We start from the raw sequence: 15,819 nt of genomic DNA, 5'->3' as shown, positions 1-15,819 counted from the left end.
GGGAAGGTGCCGCAGGCGACTCAGGGGGGTTACTTCCGCTTCGCGCCCATGCGCCAGTGGGTACGGGTTTCGCTGGCCAGGGTGAGCATGTCTTCCAGGCGCTGTGCATCGCCCTTTTCCATGGCCTGCTCAAAAGTCTGCAGGGCTTGCTGGAACAGCCGCGACTGGGCCAGCAGTTCTTCACGGTTGGAGAGCAAAATGTCGCGCCACATCTTGGGGTCGCTTGCAGCGATGCGGGTGAAATCGCGAAAACCCGGGCCCGCCAGCGACAGGAAGTCATCGCCGCTCGATTGCCCGGTGATGCTGTTCATCATGGCAAATGCCAGCAGGTGCGGCAGGTGGCTGACGGCGGCAAACGCGGCATCATGCGATTCGGGTGACATGCTGCTCACCCGGCACCCCAGCGCCGTCCACACCTCTTCGGCCTTGTGCAGCTGCGCTGTGAGCGTCCGCTCGATGGGGGTGAGGATGACCTGCCGGCCACTGTAGAGCTCGGCATCGGCGTGTTCCACCCCGGAGACCTCGCGCCCGGTAATCGGGTGGGCGGGCACGAACGAGCCCAGCTGGTCACGCAGTGCGCGGCGGGCCGCCTGCACCACGTCGGCCTTGGTGGAGCCCACGTCCATGATCAGCATCTGCGGGGTGACGAGGTGCTTGATGGCCTTGAGTGTGGCCTCTGTGGCAGCAACGGGAACGGCCACCAGCACAATGTCGGCCCCCGCCACGGCCAGCAGGGCCGAAGGGGCCTCGACATCAATCACGCCCAGCTGGCGGGCGCGGTCGGTGGTAGAGGGGGACTTGCTGTAGCCGACCACCCGTTTGACGAGGCCGGCCTTTTTCATCGCCAGCGCAAACGAGCCGCCCATGAGGCCACAGCCAATCAGTCCGAGCTGTTCAAACATGCGGGCTCCTCAGGCTGAGACAGGGTAGGTGCCCAGCACCTTGTAGAACGCGCACAGGCTGCGCAGTTCTTCCAGCGCCCGCGCCACATGGGGCTGGGCGGGATGGCCGTCAAGGTCGATGTAGAAGTAGTACTCCCACTGGCCCGTGCGGGCAGGGCGTGATTCAAAGCGGGTCATCGAGACGCCATGGGTCTTGAGCGGCACGAGCAGGTCATGCACGGCGCCGGGCCGGTTGGGGACGGACACGATGAGGCTGGTGCAGTCCTTGCCCGAGGGGGGCGGCGTCTGCAGCGTGTGGGGCAGGCAGATGATGGCGAACCGCGTGCGGTTGTAGGCATCGTCCTGGATGGCGTGGGCCACGATGTGCAGGCCGAACTGCTGGGCTGCGCGCTCGCTGGACAGGGCCGCCCACGCGGGGTTGGTGGCTGCCAGTCGCGCACCTTCTGCGTTGCTGGAGACCGGGCGGCGCTCGGCATGGGGCAGGTGCTTGGTCAGCCAGGCCTGGCACTGCGCGAGGGCCTGGGGGTGGGCCAGCACGGCCTCGATGCCGTCGAGCGCATTGGTCTGGCGCAGCAGGTTGTGCCGGATCAGCAGGCTGACCTCGCCCACCACATGGGCGGGCGTGTGCAGGAACATGTCGAGCGAGCGGGTGACCACGCCTTCGGTGGAGTTCTCCACGCCCACCACCCCGTATTGCGCGCTGCCAGCAGCGGTGGCATGAAAGACTTCGTCGAAGTTGGCGCAATACATCAGGTCGGCAGCACCGCCAAAGTATTCGATGGCCGCCTGTTCGCAGAAGGTGCCTTCGGGGCCGAGCACGGCCACGCGCTGGGGTGATTCGAGCGCCAGGCAGGCCGACATGATCTCGCGCCAGATGGCTGCCACATGGGCGCCCTTGAGCGGACCGGGGTTGGCGGTCTGGATCTTCTCGATCACCTGCGCCACGCGGTCGGGGCGGAAGAAGGGCGTGCCTTCGCGCTTCTTGACTTCGCCCACCCGCTCGGCCACCAGCGCGCGCTGGTTGAGCAGCGTGAGCAGTTGCTGGTCGATGTTGTCGATCTGCACGCGCAGGCTGGCGAGATCGGGTGAGGCTTGCGGATTGTTCATGGATGACGGCGGTGTTGGCGGAGCGTGCGGCTGAACGGGCGTTCAGGCGTTTTTTTGTTCAAATTCTCGCAGGTAGTCCACCAGCGCCTGCACACCGGCCAGGGGCATGGCGTTGTAGATGCTGGCGCGCATGCCGCCCACCGACTTGTGCCCCTTGAGCTGCAGCAGCCCGCGCTCCTTGGCACCTGCCAGGAAGGCATCGTTGCGGCTTTCGTCGCGCAGGAAGAAGGGCACGTTCATGCGCGAGCGGCAGTTGGCCGCCACCTTGTTGACATAGAACTGCGACTGGTCAATGGCGTCGTACAGCAAGCGGGCCTTGGCGATGTTGCGCTGCTCGATTGCCGCCACGCCGCTGTGCGCACCCTCGCGCTGGCGTTTGAGCCACTGGAAGGTCAGACCCGCCACGTAGATACCCCAGGTGGGCGGCGTGTTGTACATGGAGTGGTTGTCGGCCACGATGCGATAGTCGAACGCGCTGGGGCATATCGGCAGAGCCTGGCCCAGCAGGTCTTCGCGCACCACCACCAGCGTGAGGCCGGCGGGCCCCAGGTTCTTTTGCGCACCACCGAAGGCCAGGCCGACGCGCGACCAGTCCACGGTGCGCGAGGCCACATGGGATGAGAAATCGATCACCAGCGGCGCATCGCTGCCCAGTGCCTTGAGGTCGGGCAGCTGGTGGAATTCGACGCCGTTGATGGTTTCATTGCTGCAAATGTGCACATAGCTGGCACCCCGGCTCACGGTCCAGCCTGCGGGGTCGGGCAGGGCGGTGAATCCGCTGTCTTCACCGGATGCGATCACGTTGACTTCCGAGGCGTATTTGCGCGCCTCTTTTTGCGACTTCTGGCTCCAGCTGCCGGTCACCACGAAATCGACCGCACCGGCTCGCGACAGGTTGAGGGGCACGATGGCGTTTTCTGCCAGGCCACCGCCTTGCATGAAGAGAATCTTGAAATGGGCCGGCACGCCCAGCAGCTCGCGCAAGTCGGCTTCGGCAGCCTCGTAGATCGAGATGAATTCCTTGCCGCGGTGGCTCATCTCCATCACGCCCATGCCGCTGCCGTGCCAGTCCAGCATCTCGGCGGCAGCCTGTTCCAGGACTTCGGGGGGAATGGCGGCCGGGCCGGCCGAGAAGTTGTACGGGCGTGTCATCGTATCTTGATCAAAAATTCTGCTAGCGCTTATTGGGTAAGCGCTAGCAGCTTCTGTTTTATTAGCGTTATTGGCACGACAGGATCGTGCGGCACGGATCAGGCGTCGGGCGTATCGGGGGTGTCGGGCGCAGTCGGTGCGCCACTGTTCGTGTTCGCTTCGCCTTCGGCTTCAATGTCGGTCACGTTGGCGTCATTTTCGACGATGCGCTGTAGGCCGCTGAGCTTGGAGCCCTCATCCAGCGCGATCAGCGTCACGCCTTGCGTGGCACGGCCGAGTTCGCGGATCTCGGAGACGCGGGTGCGCACCAGCACGCCCTTGTCGGTGATCAGCATGATCTCGTCATCGGCATGCACCAGCGTGGCGGCCACCACCTTGCCGTTGCGCTCGCTTTGCTGGATGGCGATCATGCCCTTGGTGCCACGGCCGTGGCGGGTGTATTCGACGATGCTGGTGCGCTTGCCATAGCCGTTTTCGGTGGCGGTCAGCACGCTCTGCGTTTCGTCCTCGGCCACCAGCATGGCGATCACGCTCTGGCCGTCTTCCAGCATCATGCCGCGCACGCCGCGGGCCTGGCGGCCAAGTGGGCGCACGTCGTTTTCATCAAAGCGCACGGCCTTGCCACCATCGCTGAACAGCATCACGTCGTGCTGGCCGTCGGTGAGGGCCGCGCCAATCAGGTAGTCGCTGTCGTCGAGGTTGACGGCGATGATGCCGCCCTTGCGCGGGTTGCTGAATTCATCCAGCGCGGTCTTCTTCACGGTGCCCATGCTGGTCGCCATGAACACGAAGCGGTCGGCCGGGAAGCTGCGCATGTCGCCCGTGAGCGGCAGCACCACGTTGATCTTTTCGCCGTCCTGCAGCGGGAACATGTTGACGATGGGACGGCCACGCGAGCCGCGCGAGCCCGCGGGCACTTCCCAGACCTTGAGCCAGTACAGGCGGCCCCGGTTGGAGAAGCACAGGATGTAGTCGTGCGTGTTGGCGATGAAGAGCTGGTCGATCCAGTCGTCTTCCTTGGTCGCCGTGGCCTGCTTGCCGCGCCCGCCGCGCTTTTGTGCGCGGTATTCGCTCAAGGGCTGGCTCTTGATGTAGCCGGTGTGGCTGAGCGTCACCACCATGTCGGTGGGCGTGATCAGGTCTTCGGTGGAGAGGTCCTGGGCGCTGTATTCGACCACGCTGCGGCGTGCACCCAGCTTGTGCTGGCCGAACTCCTGCTTGATGGCGGTGAGTTCGTCGCCAATGATGACCGACACGCGCTCGGGCTTGGCCAGAATGTCCAGCAGGTCTTCGATGACCGACATGACTTCCTTGTACTCGGCCACGATCTTGTCCTGCTCCAGGCCGGTGAGGCGCTGCAGGCGCATCTGCAGGATTTCCTGGGCCTGCGTGTCCGACAGGCGGTACAGGCCATCCTGGCCCATGCCGAATTCCTTTTCCAGTCCTTCGGGGCGGTAGTCGTCGGCGTTGACCACGCCGCCATCCGCGCGGGTGCGCGTGAGCATTTCGCGCACCAGCTTGCTGTCCCAGGAGCGCGTCATCAGTTCGGCCTTGGCCACTGGCGGCGTGGGCGATTCGCGGATGATGCGGATGAAGTCGTCGATATTGCCCAGCGCGACGGCCAGACCTTCAAGTACGTGGCCGCGGTCGCGCGCCTTGCGCAACTCGAACACCGTGCGGCGCGTCACCACTTCGCGGCGGTGCTGCAGGAAGACGCTGATCAGGTCTTTGAGGGTGCACAGACGGGGCTGGCCGTCGATCAGTGCCACCATGTTCATGCCGAAGGTGTCCTGCAGCTGCGTCTGCTTGTACAGGTTGTTCAGTACCACTTCAGGCACTTCGCCGCGCTTGAGCTCGATCACCAGGCGCATGCCCGACTTGTCGGACTCGTCCTGGATGTGGCTGATGCCCTCGATCTTCTTTTCGTGCACCAGCTCGGCCATGCGCTCCTGCAGCGTCTTCTTGTTGACCTGGTAGGGCAGCTCGTCCACGATGATCGCCTGGCGCTGGCCCCGGTCGATGTCCTCGAAGTGGCAGCGCGCACGCATCACCACCTTGCCGCGACCGGTGCGGTAACCGTCCTTCACGCCATTGATGCCGTAGATGATGCCGGCCGTTGGGAAATCGGGTGCCGGAATGATCTCCATCAATTCGTCGATGGTGGTTTCGGGGTTGCGCAGCATGTGCAGGCAGGCGTCCACCACTTCGTTGAGGTTGTGCGGCGGGATGTTGGTGGCCATGCCCACGGCGATGCCGGCCGAGCCGTTGACCAGCAGGTTGGGCAGTTTGCTCGGCAGCACCAGGGGTTCTTTTTCGCTGCCGTCGTAGTTAGGGCCGAAATCGACGGTCTCCTTGTCGATATCGCCGAGCATCTCGTGCGCTATTTTTGCCAGGCGGATCTCGGTGTACCGCATTGCAGCGGCGCTGTCGCCGTCCACCGAGCCGAAGTTGCCCTGACCATCCACCAGCATGTGGCGCAGCGAGAAATCCTGCGCCATGCGCACGATGGTGTCATACACCGCCGAGTCGCCATGCGGGTGGTATTTACCAATCACATCCCCCACGATGCGAGCCGACTTTTTGTAGGGGCGGTTCCAGTCGTTGTTGAGCTCGTGCATGGCAAAGAGCACGCGCCGGTGTACAGGCTTGAGGCCATCCCGTGCATCGGGCAAAGCCCGCCCAACGATCACACTCATCGCGTAGTCGAGATAGCTGCGCCGCATCTCCTCTTCAAGGCTGATGGGCAGGGTTTCTTTGGCAAACTGGGTCATTGGGGGCAGCGGTGACGGCAAAGGGAAGCCATTTTAGGGGTAAGGCAGTGTAGCGACTTAGCAACATATCATGGCAATTGCGCTTTTGTCCTACGGCGCCAAGCCCGCGGCCCCATCACTTGCACTGTTACGTATGGCACAATCGATTGAACGTTTTTGGTGATGGTCACCGACAACGTCCTGTTTCGCAGCGCGGCTGCGGCTTTTTCCCCAAGAGGAGAACCATGAAGAAACTGAACAAAGTGGCAATGTTGTTTGCCTCCGCAGCGCTCGCAACCGCCGCTGGCGCACAAACCGTTGACAACTGGAAGAATGGCTCCGGCGAGCTGGTCTGGAAAAACGGCACCAATGAATACTGCTGGCGCGATGCCAACTGGACGCCCGCAACGGCTGCTCCAGGATGCGACGGTGCTCTGGTTGTTCCCGCCGCTGCCCCAGCTCCCGCTGCTGCTCCAGCGCCCGCCGCTGCTGCCCCAGCGCCCGCTCCGGCTCCCGCTGTGGCCACCAAGGTGACCTACGCTGCCGACGCTTTCTTTGACTTCGACAAGTCCGTTCTGAAGCCTGAAGGCAAGGCGAAGCTCGATGACTTGGTCTCCAAGGTCAAGGATATCAACCTGGAAGTCATCATCGCCGTGGGTCACACCGACTCCGTGGGTTCTGATGCTTACAACCAGAAGCTGTCGGTGCGTCGTTCCGAAGCCGTGAAGGCCTATCTGGTCTCCAAGGGCATCGAAAAGAACCGGGTGTACACCGAAGGCAAGGGTGAGAAGCAGCCTGTGGCTGACAACAAGACCAAAGAAGGTCGCGCCAAGAACCGCCGCGTCGAAATCGAAGTGGTCGGCACCCGCGCTACCAAGTAATCTTCGGATTGCTCAAAAAAAGGCCCCAAATTCGGGGCCTTTTTTACGCCTGTACTTTGGTCGTCTTTAGCTTGATGGACAATGACTCCCATGAGTGAATCTGTGAACGCCGATCCCGCCGAATTGGCCAAATTTTCTGAGCTCGCCCACCGATGGTGGGATCCTGAAAGCGAGTTCCGGCCACTGCATCAAATCAACCCACTCCGTCTGGAGTGGATTGATAGCCGGGCCGCCTTGTCTGCTAAGGCGGTGCTGGATGTGGGGTGTGGCGGGGGAATTCTTTCGGATTCGATGGCGCGCAAGGGGGCGGACGTCACCGGCATTGATCTGTCCACCAAGGCCTTGCGCGTGGCCAGGCTGCACGCGTTGGAAGCCCAGACTGCTAATCTGCGTTTTCGGGAGATAAGTGTCGAAGCGTTGGCCGCCGAGCAACCCGCCAGCTTCGATGTGGTGACCTGCATGGAAATGCTGGAGCATGTTCCGGATCCCGCGTCCGTCGTGCAGGCATGTGCTCGACTCGTGAAGCCTGGTGGATGGGTTTTTTTCTCTACCATTAACCGCAATGCCAAGGCGTTTGCGCTGGCTATCGTGGGTGCAGAATATATCTTGAACATGCTGCCGCGCGGTACGCATGAATACGCCAAACTGCTTCGCCCAAGCGAACTCGCTGCCAGTTGCCGCGCAGCAGGCCTTGACGTCACGGACACCTGCGGCCTTGAGCATAATCCGCTCACGCGCCGCTATTGGCTTAGTAGCGATACCAGTGTCAACTACATGTTTGCCACTCGGCGTGCTGCTTGAGGCGCTGCATGTTTCACAACATTCGTGCTGTCTTGTTCGATCTGGATGGAACCTTGATCGATAGCGCTCCTGATCTTGGTGCGGCGGCCGACAAGATGCGCACCGACCGTGGTATGCCCTCCTTGCCTTCAGACCGTTATCGTCCCATGGCTGGCGCGGGAGCGCGGGGCATGCTGGGTGAGGCCTTTGGTCTGACGCCGGAGCACCCAGACTATGCAGCGTACCGCGAAGAGTTTTTCGTCAATTACGAAAGGCGCATGACCCATCTGACCACTGTTTTTGATGGGATCTCTCAACTGATCGAGCAACTGCTGCAGCGGCAAATGGCATGGGGTGTGGTTACCAATAAATCGGCCCGCTTCACCGGCCCGCTGACCCTTGCCATGCCGTTGTTCAGTACCGCCAGCGCCGTTGTGAGCGGGGACACCACGCCCCATGCCAAACCGCACCCTGCGCCACTCCTGGAAGCCGCGTCGCGCCTGGGATTGGATCCTGGCCTTTGTATCTATGTGGGTGACGACGAGCGGGATATCGTTGCGGGGCGTGCAGCTGGCATGGGAACGGTGGCTGCGACGTATGGATATCTGGGAGCGACGGCAAATCCTTTGCAATGGGGCGCTCAGGCGGTAATTAATTCTCCGGCAGAGCTCTTGCAATTGCTCGGGAAGGCCTAAAATGCTTCCCATAGGGGCTGTCCTGGTTTCGACGTGGGTTCGGAATCGGTGTGGTGCATGTCGAGCTTGAGTCACGCTCGTAAATCTCGATTTAACAAACTAACTGCAAACGACGAACGTTTCGCACTCGCTGCTTAATTGCCAGTGAGCCTTGCAACAGTTGGCCGATGGGCTGGGCAAGGGGGTTCTGAGCAATCAGTTCCTCCCGGCTGCAAGGATAATTACATGGGCTGGCTTCGATCCGGGTACCTTGGATTGGGGCGAGAAAATAGGGTACTGGCGGCCGGTGTAGCGTGCGACTGCGCGATGCCGATGGCGAGACTTAAAACAGACCGCTAAACATGTAGATCTGCCCGATAAAGGCTTGCGGACGCGGGTTCAATTCCCGCCAGCTCCACCATAATGTGAAATCCCAACCCTTATCGGTTGGGATTTTTTTTGCCCATTCCCCCAGTGCTGGCGCGGATTCCGGTCATGGTCTCGCGAGCGCCACCCCTGCGAAGTCGGCGTTTTCGCCCCTGCCGACGCCTCTCTGTTCTCCGTTTTTTCTGGTGGTCACGCGAGCGTTCTCCAGGTCACTTCCTTTGCTGGCGCGGGTTTAGAGAGGTCAGGTTGTAGTTAGCAACCCCTGTAGCTGTGGCGACCCAGCCGCGACAGTGGGTTGGCCGCCGTGTGCTTTACTAGCAAAAATTTCTTCGAACAATTAAAATGCAACGGTCGTTACATTAAAATAGAAGTATGAACTCGATTGCTTGGCTGCTACTGACGTACAAGGTGCCGCCCGAGCCGGCCAAGAGGCGCATCGCCCTCTGGCGCAAGCTCAAGGGGATGGGGGCCGTCTACCTCCAGAACGGGGTCTGTCTACTTCCCAAGACTGACGATCACACGCGGCGCCTCAAGATCATTGGGCACGAGATCAGCGAGATGTCCGGCGATTCTGTCCTGTTGGAGACGGCCGCACTCGACGAAGCGCAGGCGGAAAAGGTGATAGCCCGTTTCAAGGCTGACCGTGATGAGGAGTACGCCGAGTTCCTCGACAAATGCAAGGACTTCGAGTCAGAGATCGCCAAGGAAACTGCAGCCCAAAAGTTCACCTACGCGGAGTTGGAGGAGAACGATGTTGACCTGAAAAAGCTCCAGTCCTGGCTGGAGAAGCTTGGCAAGCTCGACTTCTATGGGGCGACCCTGGCAACTGATGCCCAGCAGCGGCTGCAAGCGTGTGCATTGCTGCTGGACGCCTACGCCCAGCGTGTGTTCGAGGCCCACGACGAAAACCGTTAACACCCATTGATCATGACAACAACGACAACAACAACGTCGCTCAGCAGGATTCCATCCGGCATCTGGGTGCTCGGGTTCGTGAGCATGCTGATGGACATCTCTTCCGAGATGATCCACAGCCTGCTACCGCTATTCATGGTCGGCACGCTGGGTGCAAGCGCATTTGCGGTCGGCTTGATCGAAGGCCTGGCCGAATCGACTGCGTTGATCGTCAAGGTGTTCTCGGGTGCGATCAGCGACTATCTGGGCAAGCGCAAAGGCCTGGCCGTTTTTGGCTACGCATTGGGGGCCTTGACCAAGCCCCTTTTTGCTATCGCACCCACCACCGGCATCGTGCTCACAGCACGCCTGCTGGATCGGGTCGGCAAAGGCGTGCGCGGCGCTCCGCGTGATGCGTTGGTGGCGGATATCGCCCCGCCCGAAGTGCGTGGCGCAGCGTTCGGGCTGCGCCAGTCCCTCGACACCGTGGGGGCGTTTCTCGGCCCGCTGCTAGCCGTCGGCCTGATGCTGCTGTGGGCCAACGATTTTCGGGCGGTGTTCTGGGTGGCCGTGATTCCCGGGTTGCTCGCGGTCGTATTGCTACTGTTTGGTGTGCGCGAGCCCGAGCGCCACGTTGGCGAAAAGCGCACCAACCCGATCAGTCGTGAAAACCTCAAGCGCTTGAGCGGCGCGTATTGGTGGGTCGTCGGTGTGGGCGCGGTATTCACTCTGGCCCGATTCAGCGAAGCCTTTCTGGTGTTGCGAGCCCAGCAGAGCGGCATCGCCGTTGCGTTGGTGCCGTTGGTGATGGTGGCCATGAATGTCGTCTACGCAGCGTCGGCCTATCCGTTCGGGAAGTTGTCGGACCGGATGAGCCACAAGAAGCTCTTGGCTTGGGGCTTGGTCGTCCTGGTTGCTGCCGATTTGGTCTTGGCGATGGATGACCACTGGACGACGGTGCTCGCAGGCGTGGCGCTGTGGGGTGTTCACATGGGCATGACGCAGGGCTTGTTGGCGACGATGGTTGCAGATGCGGCACCCGCCGACCTTCGTGGAACCGCCTTCGGCTTCTTCAACCTGGTCAGCGGTCTTGCCATGTTGATCGCCAGCGTCGTCGCTGGGCTGCTGTGGGATCAGTTCGGAGCCTCGTTCACCTTTTATGCGGGTGCCGCTTTCTGCGGTGTGGCTTTGCTCGGCTTGTTCAAGAAATTCTGATCGAGGCTGTACGCGGGCGGTGCCGTGTCAGTGACCCATGGCAGCTGCTTCGGGCGGCTCCCATCCCGCATGCCCCTGGCTTTGCCGGGGATGGTTGCTGGTTGCATTAGCGGCTACTGCGCCGGGCCATGGCTTCCCCGAGTTGGATTGGCCGCGCAGCCGCCCAGTCATGATTGAACTCCAGCGGCCCCTGCGGGAAAAGCATCACCACGGTAGAGCCCAGCAGGAAACGTCCCATTTCTTCGCCTTGCTGCAGGCTTACCTGGCCCGCTGCATAGTTCCATTGCCGCAGCTGGCCCGTGCGGGGCGGGTTCACCTGACCATGCCATACGGTGGCCATGCTGCCCACGATGGTGGCTCCCACCAGTACCAGCACAAAAGGCCCGTGGTCTGATTCAAAGACGCACACCACGCGCTCATTGCGTGCAAAAAGGCCCGGTACGCCACGCGCCGTGGTGGGGTTCACGGAAAAAAGGTCACCCGGCACATGCACCATTCGCGTGAGTTGGCCCGCGCAGGGCATGTGGATGCGGTGGTAGTCACGTGGACTCAGGTACAAGGTGGCGAAATGGCCGTGATCAAAGCGCGCTGCCAGTGCGGCATCACCACCCACCAGCGCGGTTGTGGAGTAGTGGTGGCCCTTGGCTTGAAAGATCAGGTCTTTTTCTATGCGGCCAAGCTGGCTGATGGTTCCGTCCACTGGGCAAATCAGATCGGCCGATGCCAGCGGGCGCAAGCCCGGTTTCAGCGCGCGCGTGAAAAAGTCGTTGAATGATGGATAGCTGGCGATGTCCGGATTGGCCGCCTCTGCCATGTTCACGTTGTAGCGGGCCACAAAGCGGCGTATCACCGCGGTGGTCAGGCCTCCCAGCCGTGCCGACGCAAATCTGCCGGCCAGCGTGGTGAGTGCCCGCTTGGGCATGAGGTACTGCGGCAGAACTGCCAGACGATCAGACACGGGCAAGCCTCTCAAGGACGAAAGCGGCTGATTCTATCGGCCGCATGCCTCGGGACTGGTGCCATGCATCCCCGCAGCTCTTGCAGTGACTGGGGTTGGTTCTGCGTGTTCGGTGCGCAGCGAAATCACCGTGCGACAGCCCTGGAAACCGAAACCCGTTTTGCCGAGGCGGCTCGGCGCGCGTGGCGGTGGGTGCAAGAAATGCTGGCAGATGCTTTGCTGCCGGGTTTTGGTCGGGCGTCCATCGCACTTCGGCGGACTTCGGCAAAATACGGGGCCAGGTGCTGGTTCAGTGCGATTTTTTCGTGAATGAGTCTGAACCACGAACACGATAAGCTGAGGTGCGACGGTGCCCTGGCGTTTGCGATTGCGTCATGTCCTCTCCACATTCGGGCCTTCCTCCCACCCCTCCTGCCACACTTCTGACATCGCCTGGCGCGCGGTGGATGCGCTGGCTTCGTCGTTTCTGGCCCGCGCCGGTGGGCATTGATGGCCGTGAAAGACTTCGGGTGATTGCAGGGGTCTCGCTCGGTGTCCTGATTGCAGCCCTGCTGAGTCGCTGGTGGGCGATAGGCCACGCTGGCCCGTGGATGGTGGGCTCGCTGGGTGCGAGCGCCATTCTGGTCTTTGGCATGCCGTCCAGCCCATTGGCCCAACCCTGGCCGGTGCTGGGCGGCAGTACTCTGTCGGCACTGGTGGGCGGTGTTTGTGCGGCGCTGGTGCCCGATCCTGCCGTTGCAGGAGCACTGGCGGTGGGGCTTTCCATGGCGCTCATGGTGCCCCTGCGTTGCCTGCATCCGCCAGGTGGTGCCATGGCACTGTATGTTGTGATAGCCCAGGGCAACGGATTGCAACTGGCGGCTTTTCCGATTTGCTTCAACGCCTTGGTTCTGGTGGTTTTGGGTGTGGCCTACAACACCCTGACGGGGCGCCAATATCCGCATTCGCAACGCTGGCGCGAACCAGCGGGCCCGCCACAATCGGGACCCTTTGCCGCATCGGACGTGGATGCCGCGTTGTCTCACTACAACCAGCTTCTCGATGTGAGCCGCGAGGATCTGGAAGGGTTGTTGCATCTGGCCGGTCGGGCGGCCTTTCAGCGCACGCTGGGCGATCTGCGCTGTTCGGACGTCATGTCCAAGCCGCCGTTGGCCGTGGAGGCGGGAGTGTCGCTCAAGGACGCCTGGGCACTGATGCGCAGCCAGCAGGTCAAGGCGCTTCCCGTGGTGGATGCACATCGCCTTGTGGTGGGTATCGTCACCGTGGCGGACTTCATGCGGCTTGCCAACCTGGATATGCACGAAGGTCTGGGGCAGCGATTGCGGACACTGGTGATGGGCCGCAGCGGCCAGCCGGCATCGGTGGGCGAGATCATGTCGCACCCTGTACAAGTGATTGGAGAACAGCAGCACGCCATGGATCTCGTGCCTCTTTTTTCGCAGGGTGGGCATCATCACATTCCGGTAGTGGACACCCGTCAGCAGTTGGTGGGCATCATTACCCAGACAGATCTGGTGCGCACGCTGGCTGGCGCCTTGCAGATTCCGCAAGTGGCGGGCTCCACCCCTGCTGGGTAGTTTGGCGCGCCGGCATAGGCAGACCGGGGACATCGCGCTACAATCAGCAGGCTCATGCACAGCGCCTCGCCTGTCCATTGAAGCCGTCTCCCCGGCCTCTTTTCTGATCTGCGCCCCGGGTGCAGCGACTCCCCCGCCCGCAAAGCACCGTGCCCCGAGCCCCCTGAAGGCACGGTAACGGCGGTCGTGGATGCACGATGTGCTGGTGTGCCAACCACAGAATATTTGTTTTTAAGAGATAACCATGGCCAAAGAAGAACTCATTGAAATGCAAGGCTCCGTGACGGAAGTTTTGCCGGATTCGCGTTTTCGCGTCACCTTGGAAAACGGCCACCAGCTGATTGCCTACACCGGTGGAAAGATGCGCAAGCACCATATCCGCATTTTGGCGGGCGACAAGGTGTCGCTGGAATTGTCGCCCTACGATTTGACCAAGGGACGCATCACTTTCCGCCATCTGGCGGGTCGTGGTCCAGGGCCCTCCAGCCGTTGATTTTTCTCCATGGCGGCTCCTGCCGCAGGAGAGACGTAAAAATGAAATGCGTCAAATCCAAAACAGGCCGGATTTTCGGGTTAGAATACGAGCTGTCGGAGCGTAGCGCAGCCTGGTAGCGCATCTGCTTTGGGAGCAGAGGGTCGCGAGTTCGAATCCCGCCGCTCCGACCAATGTTCAAAGGACTTGCAGCACAAGCTGCAAGTCCTTTTTGCTTTCTGCCTAATGGGAGTATGGTGCTTTGCCAAGCTCCAGCCCATTCGCGATGAGAACCACATCATCACCATAAAAAAAACGCGGCCTGGGCCGCGTTTCCTGTGGGTGAGTGGGCGTTCCGGGTGAACGCGGCGACTTCCCTTTTTATTCCACCTTGGCCTTGGCGCGCAGTTCTTCCTGGAACTTAGCCAGCTTTTGCTGCTGCAGTTGCTGCGCCACCTGGGGCTTGACCTCGTCCAGCTTGGGCAACTGGGCCTGGCGCATATCGTCCAGGCGGATCACGTGCCAGCCAAACTGGCTCTTGACAGGGGTCTCGGTCATCTTGCCCTTGCTGAGCTTGATCAGGGCTTCGGTGAATTCGCTCACATAGCTGGCGGGATTGGCCCAGTCCAGATCGCCGCCCTTGGCGCCAGAGCCTGGATCCTTGGATTGCTTCTTGGCGATGTCTTCAAACTTGGCGCCTTTCTTGATGGAGGCAATGATGGCCTTGGCATCGGCTTCCTTGTCCACCAGGATGTGGCTGGCCTTGTATTCCTTGCCACTGTTGGCTGCCGCGAACTTGTCGTACTCGGCCTGGATTTCAGCGTCCGTGACGGGGTTGTTTTTCTGGAAATCGGCGAACAGTTCGCGGATCAGGATGGTCTGGCGGGCCAGTTCCATCTGTGCCTTGTAGTCTGTCGATGTCTCCAGGCCACGCTTTTGCGCTTCCTGCAGGAAGATTTCGCGGGCGATCACTTCTTCCTTGATCTGGCCTTCCACTTCAGGGGTCACAGGGCGACCGGACCGCTCCACCTGCTGGCGCAGGACTTCGGCGCGCTCTTTGGGTACGGCCTTGCCGTTCACGATGGCAATGTTCTGGGCGGAAACGGGCAGGGCCATCGTACCCAGCACGGCAGCGGCCACGAGGCCTGACAGGATCTGTTTCTTCATGCGGAATCCAAAAAATGAGAGGGTGATTGCAGGCTGAAGGCCGGCAGCTGCATAGATGGGTGCCGGTTCAGAGAACTTCAATGGCGATGGCGTGAACGCCCTGGTCAATAAATTCTTGCAGCGCATCATACACAAGGCGATGCTGCGCCACGCGGCCTTTTCCTGTAAGCAGGGGTGACGCAATGCGCACCCTGAAATGGGTTCCGAAACCCGTGCCGTTGGCGCCCGCATGGCCCGCGTGGGCGGCACTTTCGTCCAGCACTTGCACATGGGTGGGGGTGAGTTTTTCAATCAGGCGCTGCTGCATGGCCTGGGCCAGGATGGGAAGTTGGTTTGCGGTCATGCCTGTGGCCCTTTGGTGTCGTCGGTGTCCTTCATGTAGCGGCTCAGATACAGTGCCTGCGCCAGCACAAACACGAACATCAGGCCCATGCCGCCAAACAGCTTGAAGGTGACCCAGGTGTCGGTATCAAAGTGATAGGCCACCCAGAGGTTGAGCACGCCCATGACGGCAAAGAAGCCCGTCCAGCTCCAGTTCATCGTGCGCCAGGCGGACTCTGGCAGATCCATCTGGGCACCCATCAGGGACTTGAGCAAATTCTTGCGGAAGAACAGCTGGCCGCCCAGCAGCGCGCCACCCATCAGCCAGTACAGCACCGTGGGCTTCCATTTGATGAAGGTGTCGCTGTGCGAGAGCAGGGTGGCGCCGCCGAATAGCACGATCACCCCCAGGCTGAGCCATTGCATGGGTTCGACCTTGCCGTGCTTGTAATGCAGGTAGCCGATCTGCACCGCCGTGGCGGCAATGGCCACCGCCGTGGCGATGTAGATACCCCAGATCTTGAACGCCGCAAAGAACAGGAAGATGGGAAAGAAATCGATCAGTAGTTTCATGTCGCCTGA

At 61.3% G+C, this 15,819-nt stretch carries 15 protein-coding genes, 1 tRNA gene and 1 other RNA gene; 9 read left to right on the top strand and 8 right to left on the bottom strand.

Annotated features, from left to right (window positions below):
* Window positions 1-29: 29 nt before the first annotated feature.
* The 4 genes from BLW02_RS08535 to gyrA all read right to left on the bottom strand — a co-directional run bounded on the left by BLW02_RS08535 (window position 30) and on the right by gyrA (window position 5,932).
* Window positions 30-902, bottom strand: a complete 873-nt coding sequence (locus tag BLW02_RS08535) for a prephenate dehydrogenase (RefSeq protein WP_092697915.1) — start codon at window positions 900-902, stop codon at window positions 30-32.
* Window positions 903-911: 9 nt separating this feature from the next.
* Entirely contained in the window at window positions 912-2,009 is a 1,098-nt protein-coding gene (pheA, locus tag BLW02_RS08530) for a prephenate dehydratase (RefSeq protein ID WP_092697914.1), read from the bottom strand.
* A 42-nt stretch (window positions 2,010-2,051) separates the two neighbouring features.
* On the bottom strand, window positions 2,052-3,161 hold the full coding sequence (gene serC, locus BLW02_RS08525) for a 3-phosphoserine/phosphohydroxythreonine transaminase (RefSeq protein ID WP_092697913.1): 1,110 nt from the start codon (window positions 3,159-3,161) through the stop codon (window positions 2,052-2,054).
* A 98-nt stretch (window positions 3,162-3,259) separates the two neighbouring features.
* Window positions 3,260-5,932 (bottom strand): DNA gyrase subunit A, encoded by a 2,673-nt coding sequence (gene gyrA / locus BLW02_RS08520; RefSeq protein ID WP_092697912.1) that lies wholly within the window; start codon window positions 5,930-5,932, stop codon window positions 3,260-3,262.
* Between the two features lie 224 nt (window positions 5,933-6,156).
* Between gyrA and ompA the strand changes: the two genes are divergently transcribed.
* From ompA to BLW02_RS08490, 6 genes are all read left to right on the top strand, one after another.
* Window positions 6,157-6,792 (top strand): outer membrane protein OmpA, encoded by a 636-nt coding sequence (gene ompA, locus BLW02_RS08515; protein WP_092697911.1) that lies wholly within the window; start codon window positions 6,157-6,159, stop codon window positions 6,790-6,792.
* A 90-nt stretch (window positions 6,793-6,882) separates the two neighbouring features.
* A complete protein-coding gene (gene ubiG / locus BLW02_RS08510) occupies window positions 6,883-7,593 on the top strand; it encodes a bifunctional 2-polyprenyl-6-hydroxyphenol methylase/3-demethylubiquinol 3-O-methyltransferase UbiG (protein ID WP_092697987.1) in 711 nt (236 codons plus the stop codon).
* 8 nt (window positions 7,594-7,601) lie between these two features.
* Window positions 7,602-8,267: an HAD-IA family hydrolase gene (locus BLW02_RS08505; protein WP_092697910.1), complete on the top strand. Its 666-nt coding sequence runs from the start codon at window positions 7,602-7,604 to the stop codon at window positions 8,265-8,267.
* A gap of 13 nt (window positions 8,268-8,280) precedes the next feature.
* Window positions 8,281-8,667: a transfer-messenger RNA gene (ssrA, locus tag BLW02_RS08500) on the top strand.
* Window positions 8,668-9,005: 338 nt separating this feature from the next.
* A complete protein-coding gene (locus BLW02_RS08495) occupies window positions 9,006-9,548 on the top strand; it encodes a Chromate resistance protein ChrB (protein ID WP_092697909.1) in 543 nt (180 codons plus the stop codon).
* 12 nt (window positions 9,549-9,560) lie between these two features.
* Window positions 9,561-10,742 (top strand): MFS transporter, encoded by a 1,182-nt coding sequence (locus BLW02_RS08490; protein WP_092697908.1) that lies wholly within the window; start codon window positions 9,561-9,563, stop codon window positions 10,740-10,742.
* A gap of 106 nt (window positions 10,743-10,848) precedes the next feature.
* Here BLW02_RS08490 and asd read toward each other — a convergent pair whose 3' ends face one another.
* Window positions 10,849-11,700 (bottom strand): archaetidylserine decarboxylase, encoded by an 852-nt coding sequence (gene asd, locus BLW02_RS08485; protein ID WP_092697986.1) that lies wholly within the window; start codon window positions 11,698-11,700, stop codon window positions 10,849-10,851.
* Window positions 11,701-12,074: 374 nt separating this feature from the next.
* Here asd and BLW02_RS08480 point away from each other — a divergent pair, with 374 nt between their 5' ends.
* The 3 genes from BLW02_RS08480 to BLW02_RS08470 all read left to right on the top strand — a co-directional run bounded on the left by BLW02_RS08480 (window position 12,075) and on the right by BLW02_RS08470 (window position 13,943).
* Entirely contained in the window at window positions 12,075-13,277 is a 1,203-nt protein-coding gene (locus BLW02_RS08480; RefSeq protein WP_092697907.1) for an HPP family protein, read from the top strand.
* A 244-nt stretch (window positions 13,278-13,521) separates the two neighbouring features.
* Window positions 13,522-13,770 carry a translation initiation factor IF-1 gene (infA, locus tag BLW02_RS08475; RefSeq protein WP_024815327.1) on the top strand — a complete coding sequence of 83 codons (249 nt, stop codon included), beginning with the start codon at window positions 13,522-13,524 and terminating at the stop codon, window positions 13,768-13,770.
* Window positions 13,771-13,866: 96 nt separating this feature from the next.
* Window positions 13,867-13,943 (top strand) — tRNA-Pro (locus BLW02_RS08470).
* A gap of 187 nt (window positions 13,944-14,130) precedes the next feature.
* Here the strand turns inward: BLW02_RS08470 and BLW02_RS08465 are convergent.
* The 3 genes from BLW02_RS08465 to BLW02_RS08455 form a co-directional block, all read right to left on the bottom strand.
* Window positions 14,131-14,916: a foldase protein PrsA gene (locus BLW02_RS08465; RefSeq protein ID WP_026437657.1), complete on the bottom strand. Its 786-nt coding sequence runs from the start codon at window positions 14,914-14,916 to the stop codon at window positions 14,131-14,133.
* A gap of 67 nt (window positions 14,917-14,983) precedes the next feature.
* Window positions 14,984-15,259 carry a BolA family protein gene (locus BLW02_RS08460; protein WP_026437656.1) on the bottom strand — a complete coding sequence of 92 codons (276 nt, stop codon included), beginning with the start codon at window positions 15,257-15,259 and terminating at the stop codon, window positions 14,984-14,986.
* Entirely contained in the window at window positions 15,256-15,810 is a 555-nt protein-coding gene (locus tag BLW02_RS08455; protein ID WP_026437655.1) for a septation protein A, read from the bottom strand. Before BLW02_RS08455 ends, BLW02_RS08460 begins: the two co-directional genes overlap by 4 nt.
* Window positions 15,811-15,819 lie beyond the last annotated feature (9 nt).

It is taken from the genome of Acidovorax soli (assembly GCF_900107605.1).
In the GTDB taxonomy this organism is placed as follows: domain Bacteria; phylum Pseudomonadota; class Gammaproteobacteria; order Burkholderiales; family Burkholderiaceae_C; genus Acidovorax; species Acidovorax soli.
Note: the sequence above shows the minus strand (reverse complement) of the source record. Positions and strands in the feature narration are given on the sequence as shown.

Bases quoted from the DNA above. Each gene is read 5' to 3' on its own strand.
- BLW02_RS08455 (WP_026437655.1), bottom strand. From the start codon at position 15,810: ATGAAACTACTGATCGATTTCTTTCCCATCTTCCTGTTCTTTGCGGCG.
- pheA (WP_092697914.1), bottom strand. From the start codon at position 2,009: ATGAACAATCCGCAAGCCTCACCCGATCTCGCCAGCCTGCGCGTGCAG.
- BLW02_RS08535 (WP_092697915.1), bottom strand. From the start codon at position 902: ATGTTTGAACAGCTCGGACTGATTGGCTGTGGCCTCATGGGCGGCTCG.
- gyrA (WP_092697912.1), bottom strand. From the start codon at position 5,932: ATGACCCAGTTTGCCAAAGAAACCCTGCCCATCAGCCTTGAAGAGGAG.
- BLW02_RS08495 (WP_092697909.1), top strand. From the start codon at position 9,006: ATGAACTCGATTGCTTGGCTGCTACTGACGTACAAGGTGCCGCCCGAG.
- BLW02_RS08490 (WP_092697908.1), top strand. From the start codon at position 9,561: ATGACAACAACGACAACAACAACGTCGCTCAGCAGGATTCCATCCGGC.
- BLW02_RS08505 (WP_092697910.1), top strand. From the start codon at position 7,602: ATGTTTCACAACATTCGTGCTGTCTTGTTCGATCTGGATGGAACCTTG.
- BLW02_RS08465 (WP_026437657.1), bottom strand. From the start codon at position 14,916: ATGAAGAAACAGATCCTGTCAGGCCTCGTGGCCGCTGCCGTGCTGGGT.
- ubiG (WP_092697987.1), top strand. From the start codon at position 6,883: ATGAGTGAATCTGTGAACGCCGATCCCGCCGAATTGGCCAAATTTTCT.
- BLW02_RS08460 (WP_026437656.1), bottom strand. From the start codon at position 15,259: ATGACCGCAAACCAACTTCCCATCCTGGCCCAGGCCATGCAGCAGCGC.
- BLW02_RS08480 (WP_092697907.1), top strand. From the start codon at position 12,075: ATGTCCTCTCCACATTCGGGCCTTCCTCCCACCCCTCCTGCCACACTT.
- infA (WP_024815327.1), top strand. From the start codon at position 13,522: ATGGCCAAAGAAGAACTCATTGAAATGCAAGGCTCCGTGACGGAAGTT.
- ompA (WP_092697911.1), top strand. From the start codon at position 6,157: ATGAAGAAACTGAACAAAGTGGCAATGTTGTTTGCCTCCGCAGCGCTC.
- serC (WP_092697913.1), bottom strand. From the start codon at position 3,161: ATGACACGCCCGTACAACTTCTCGGCCGGCCCGGCCGCCATTCCCCCC.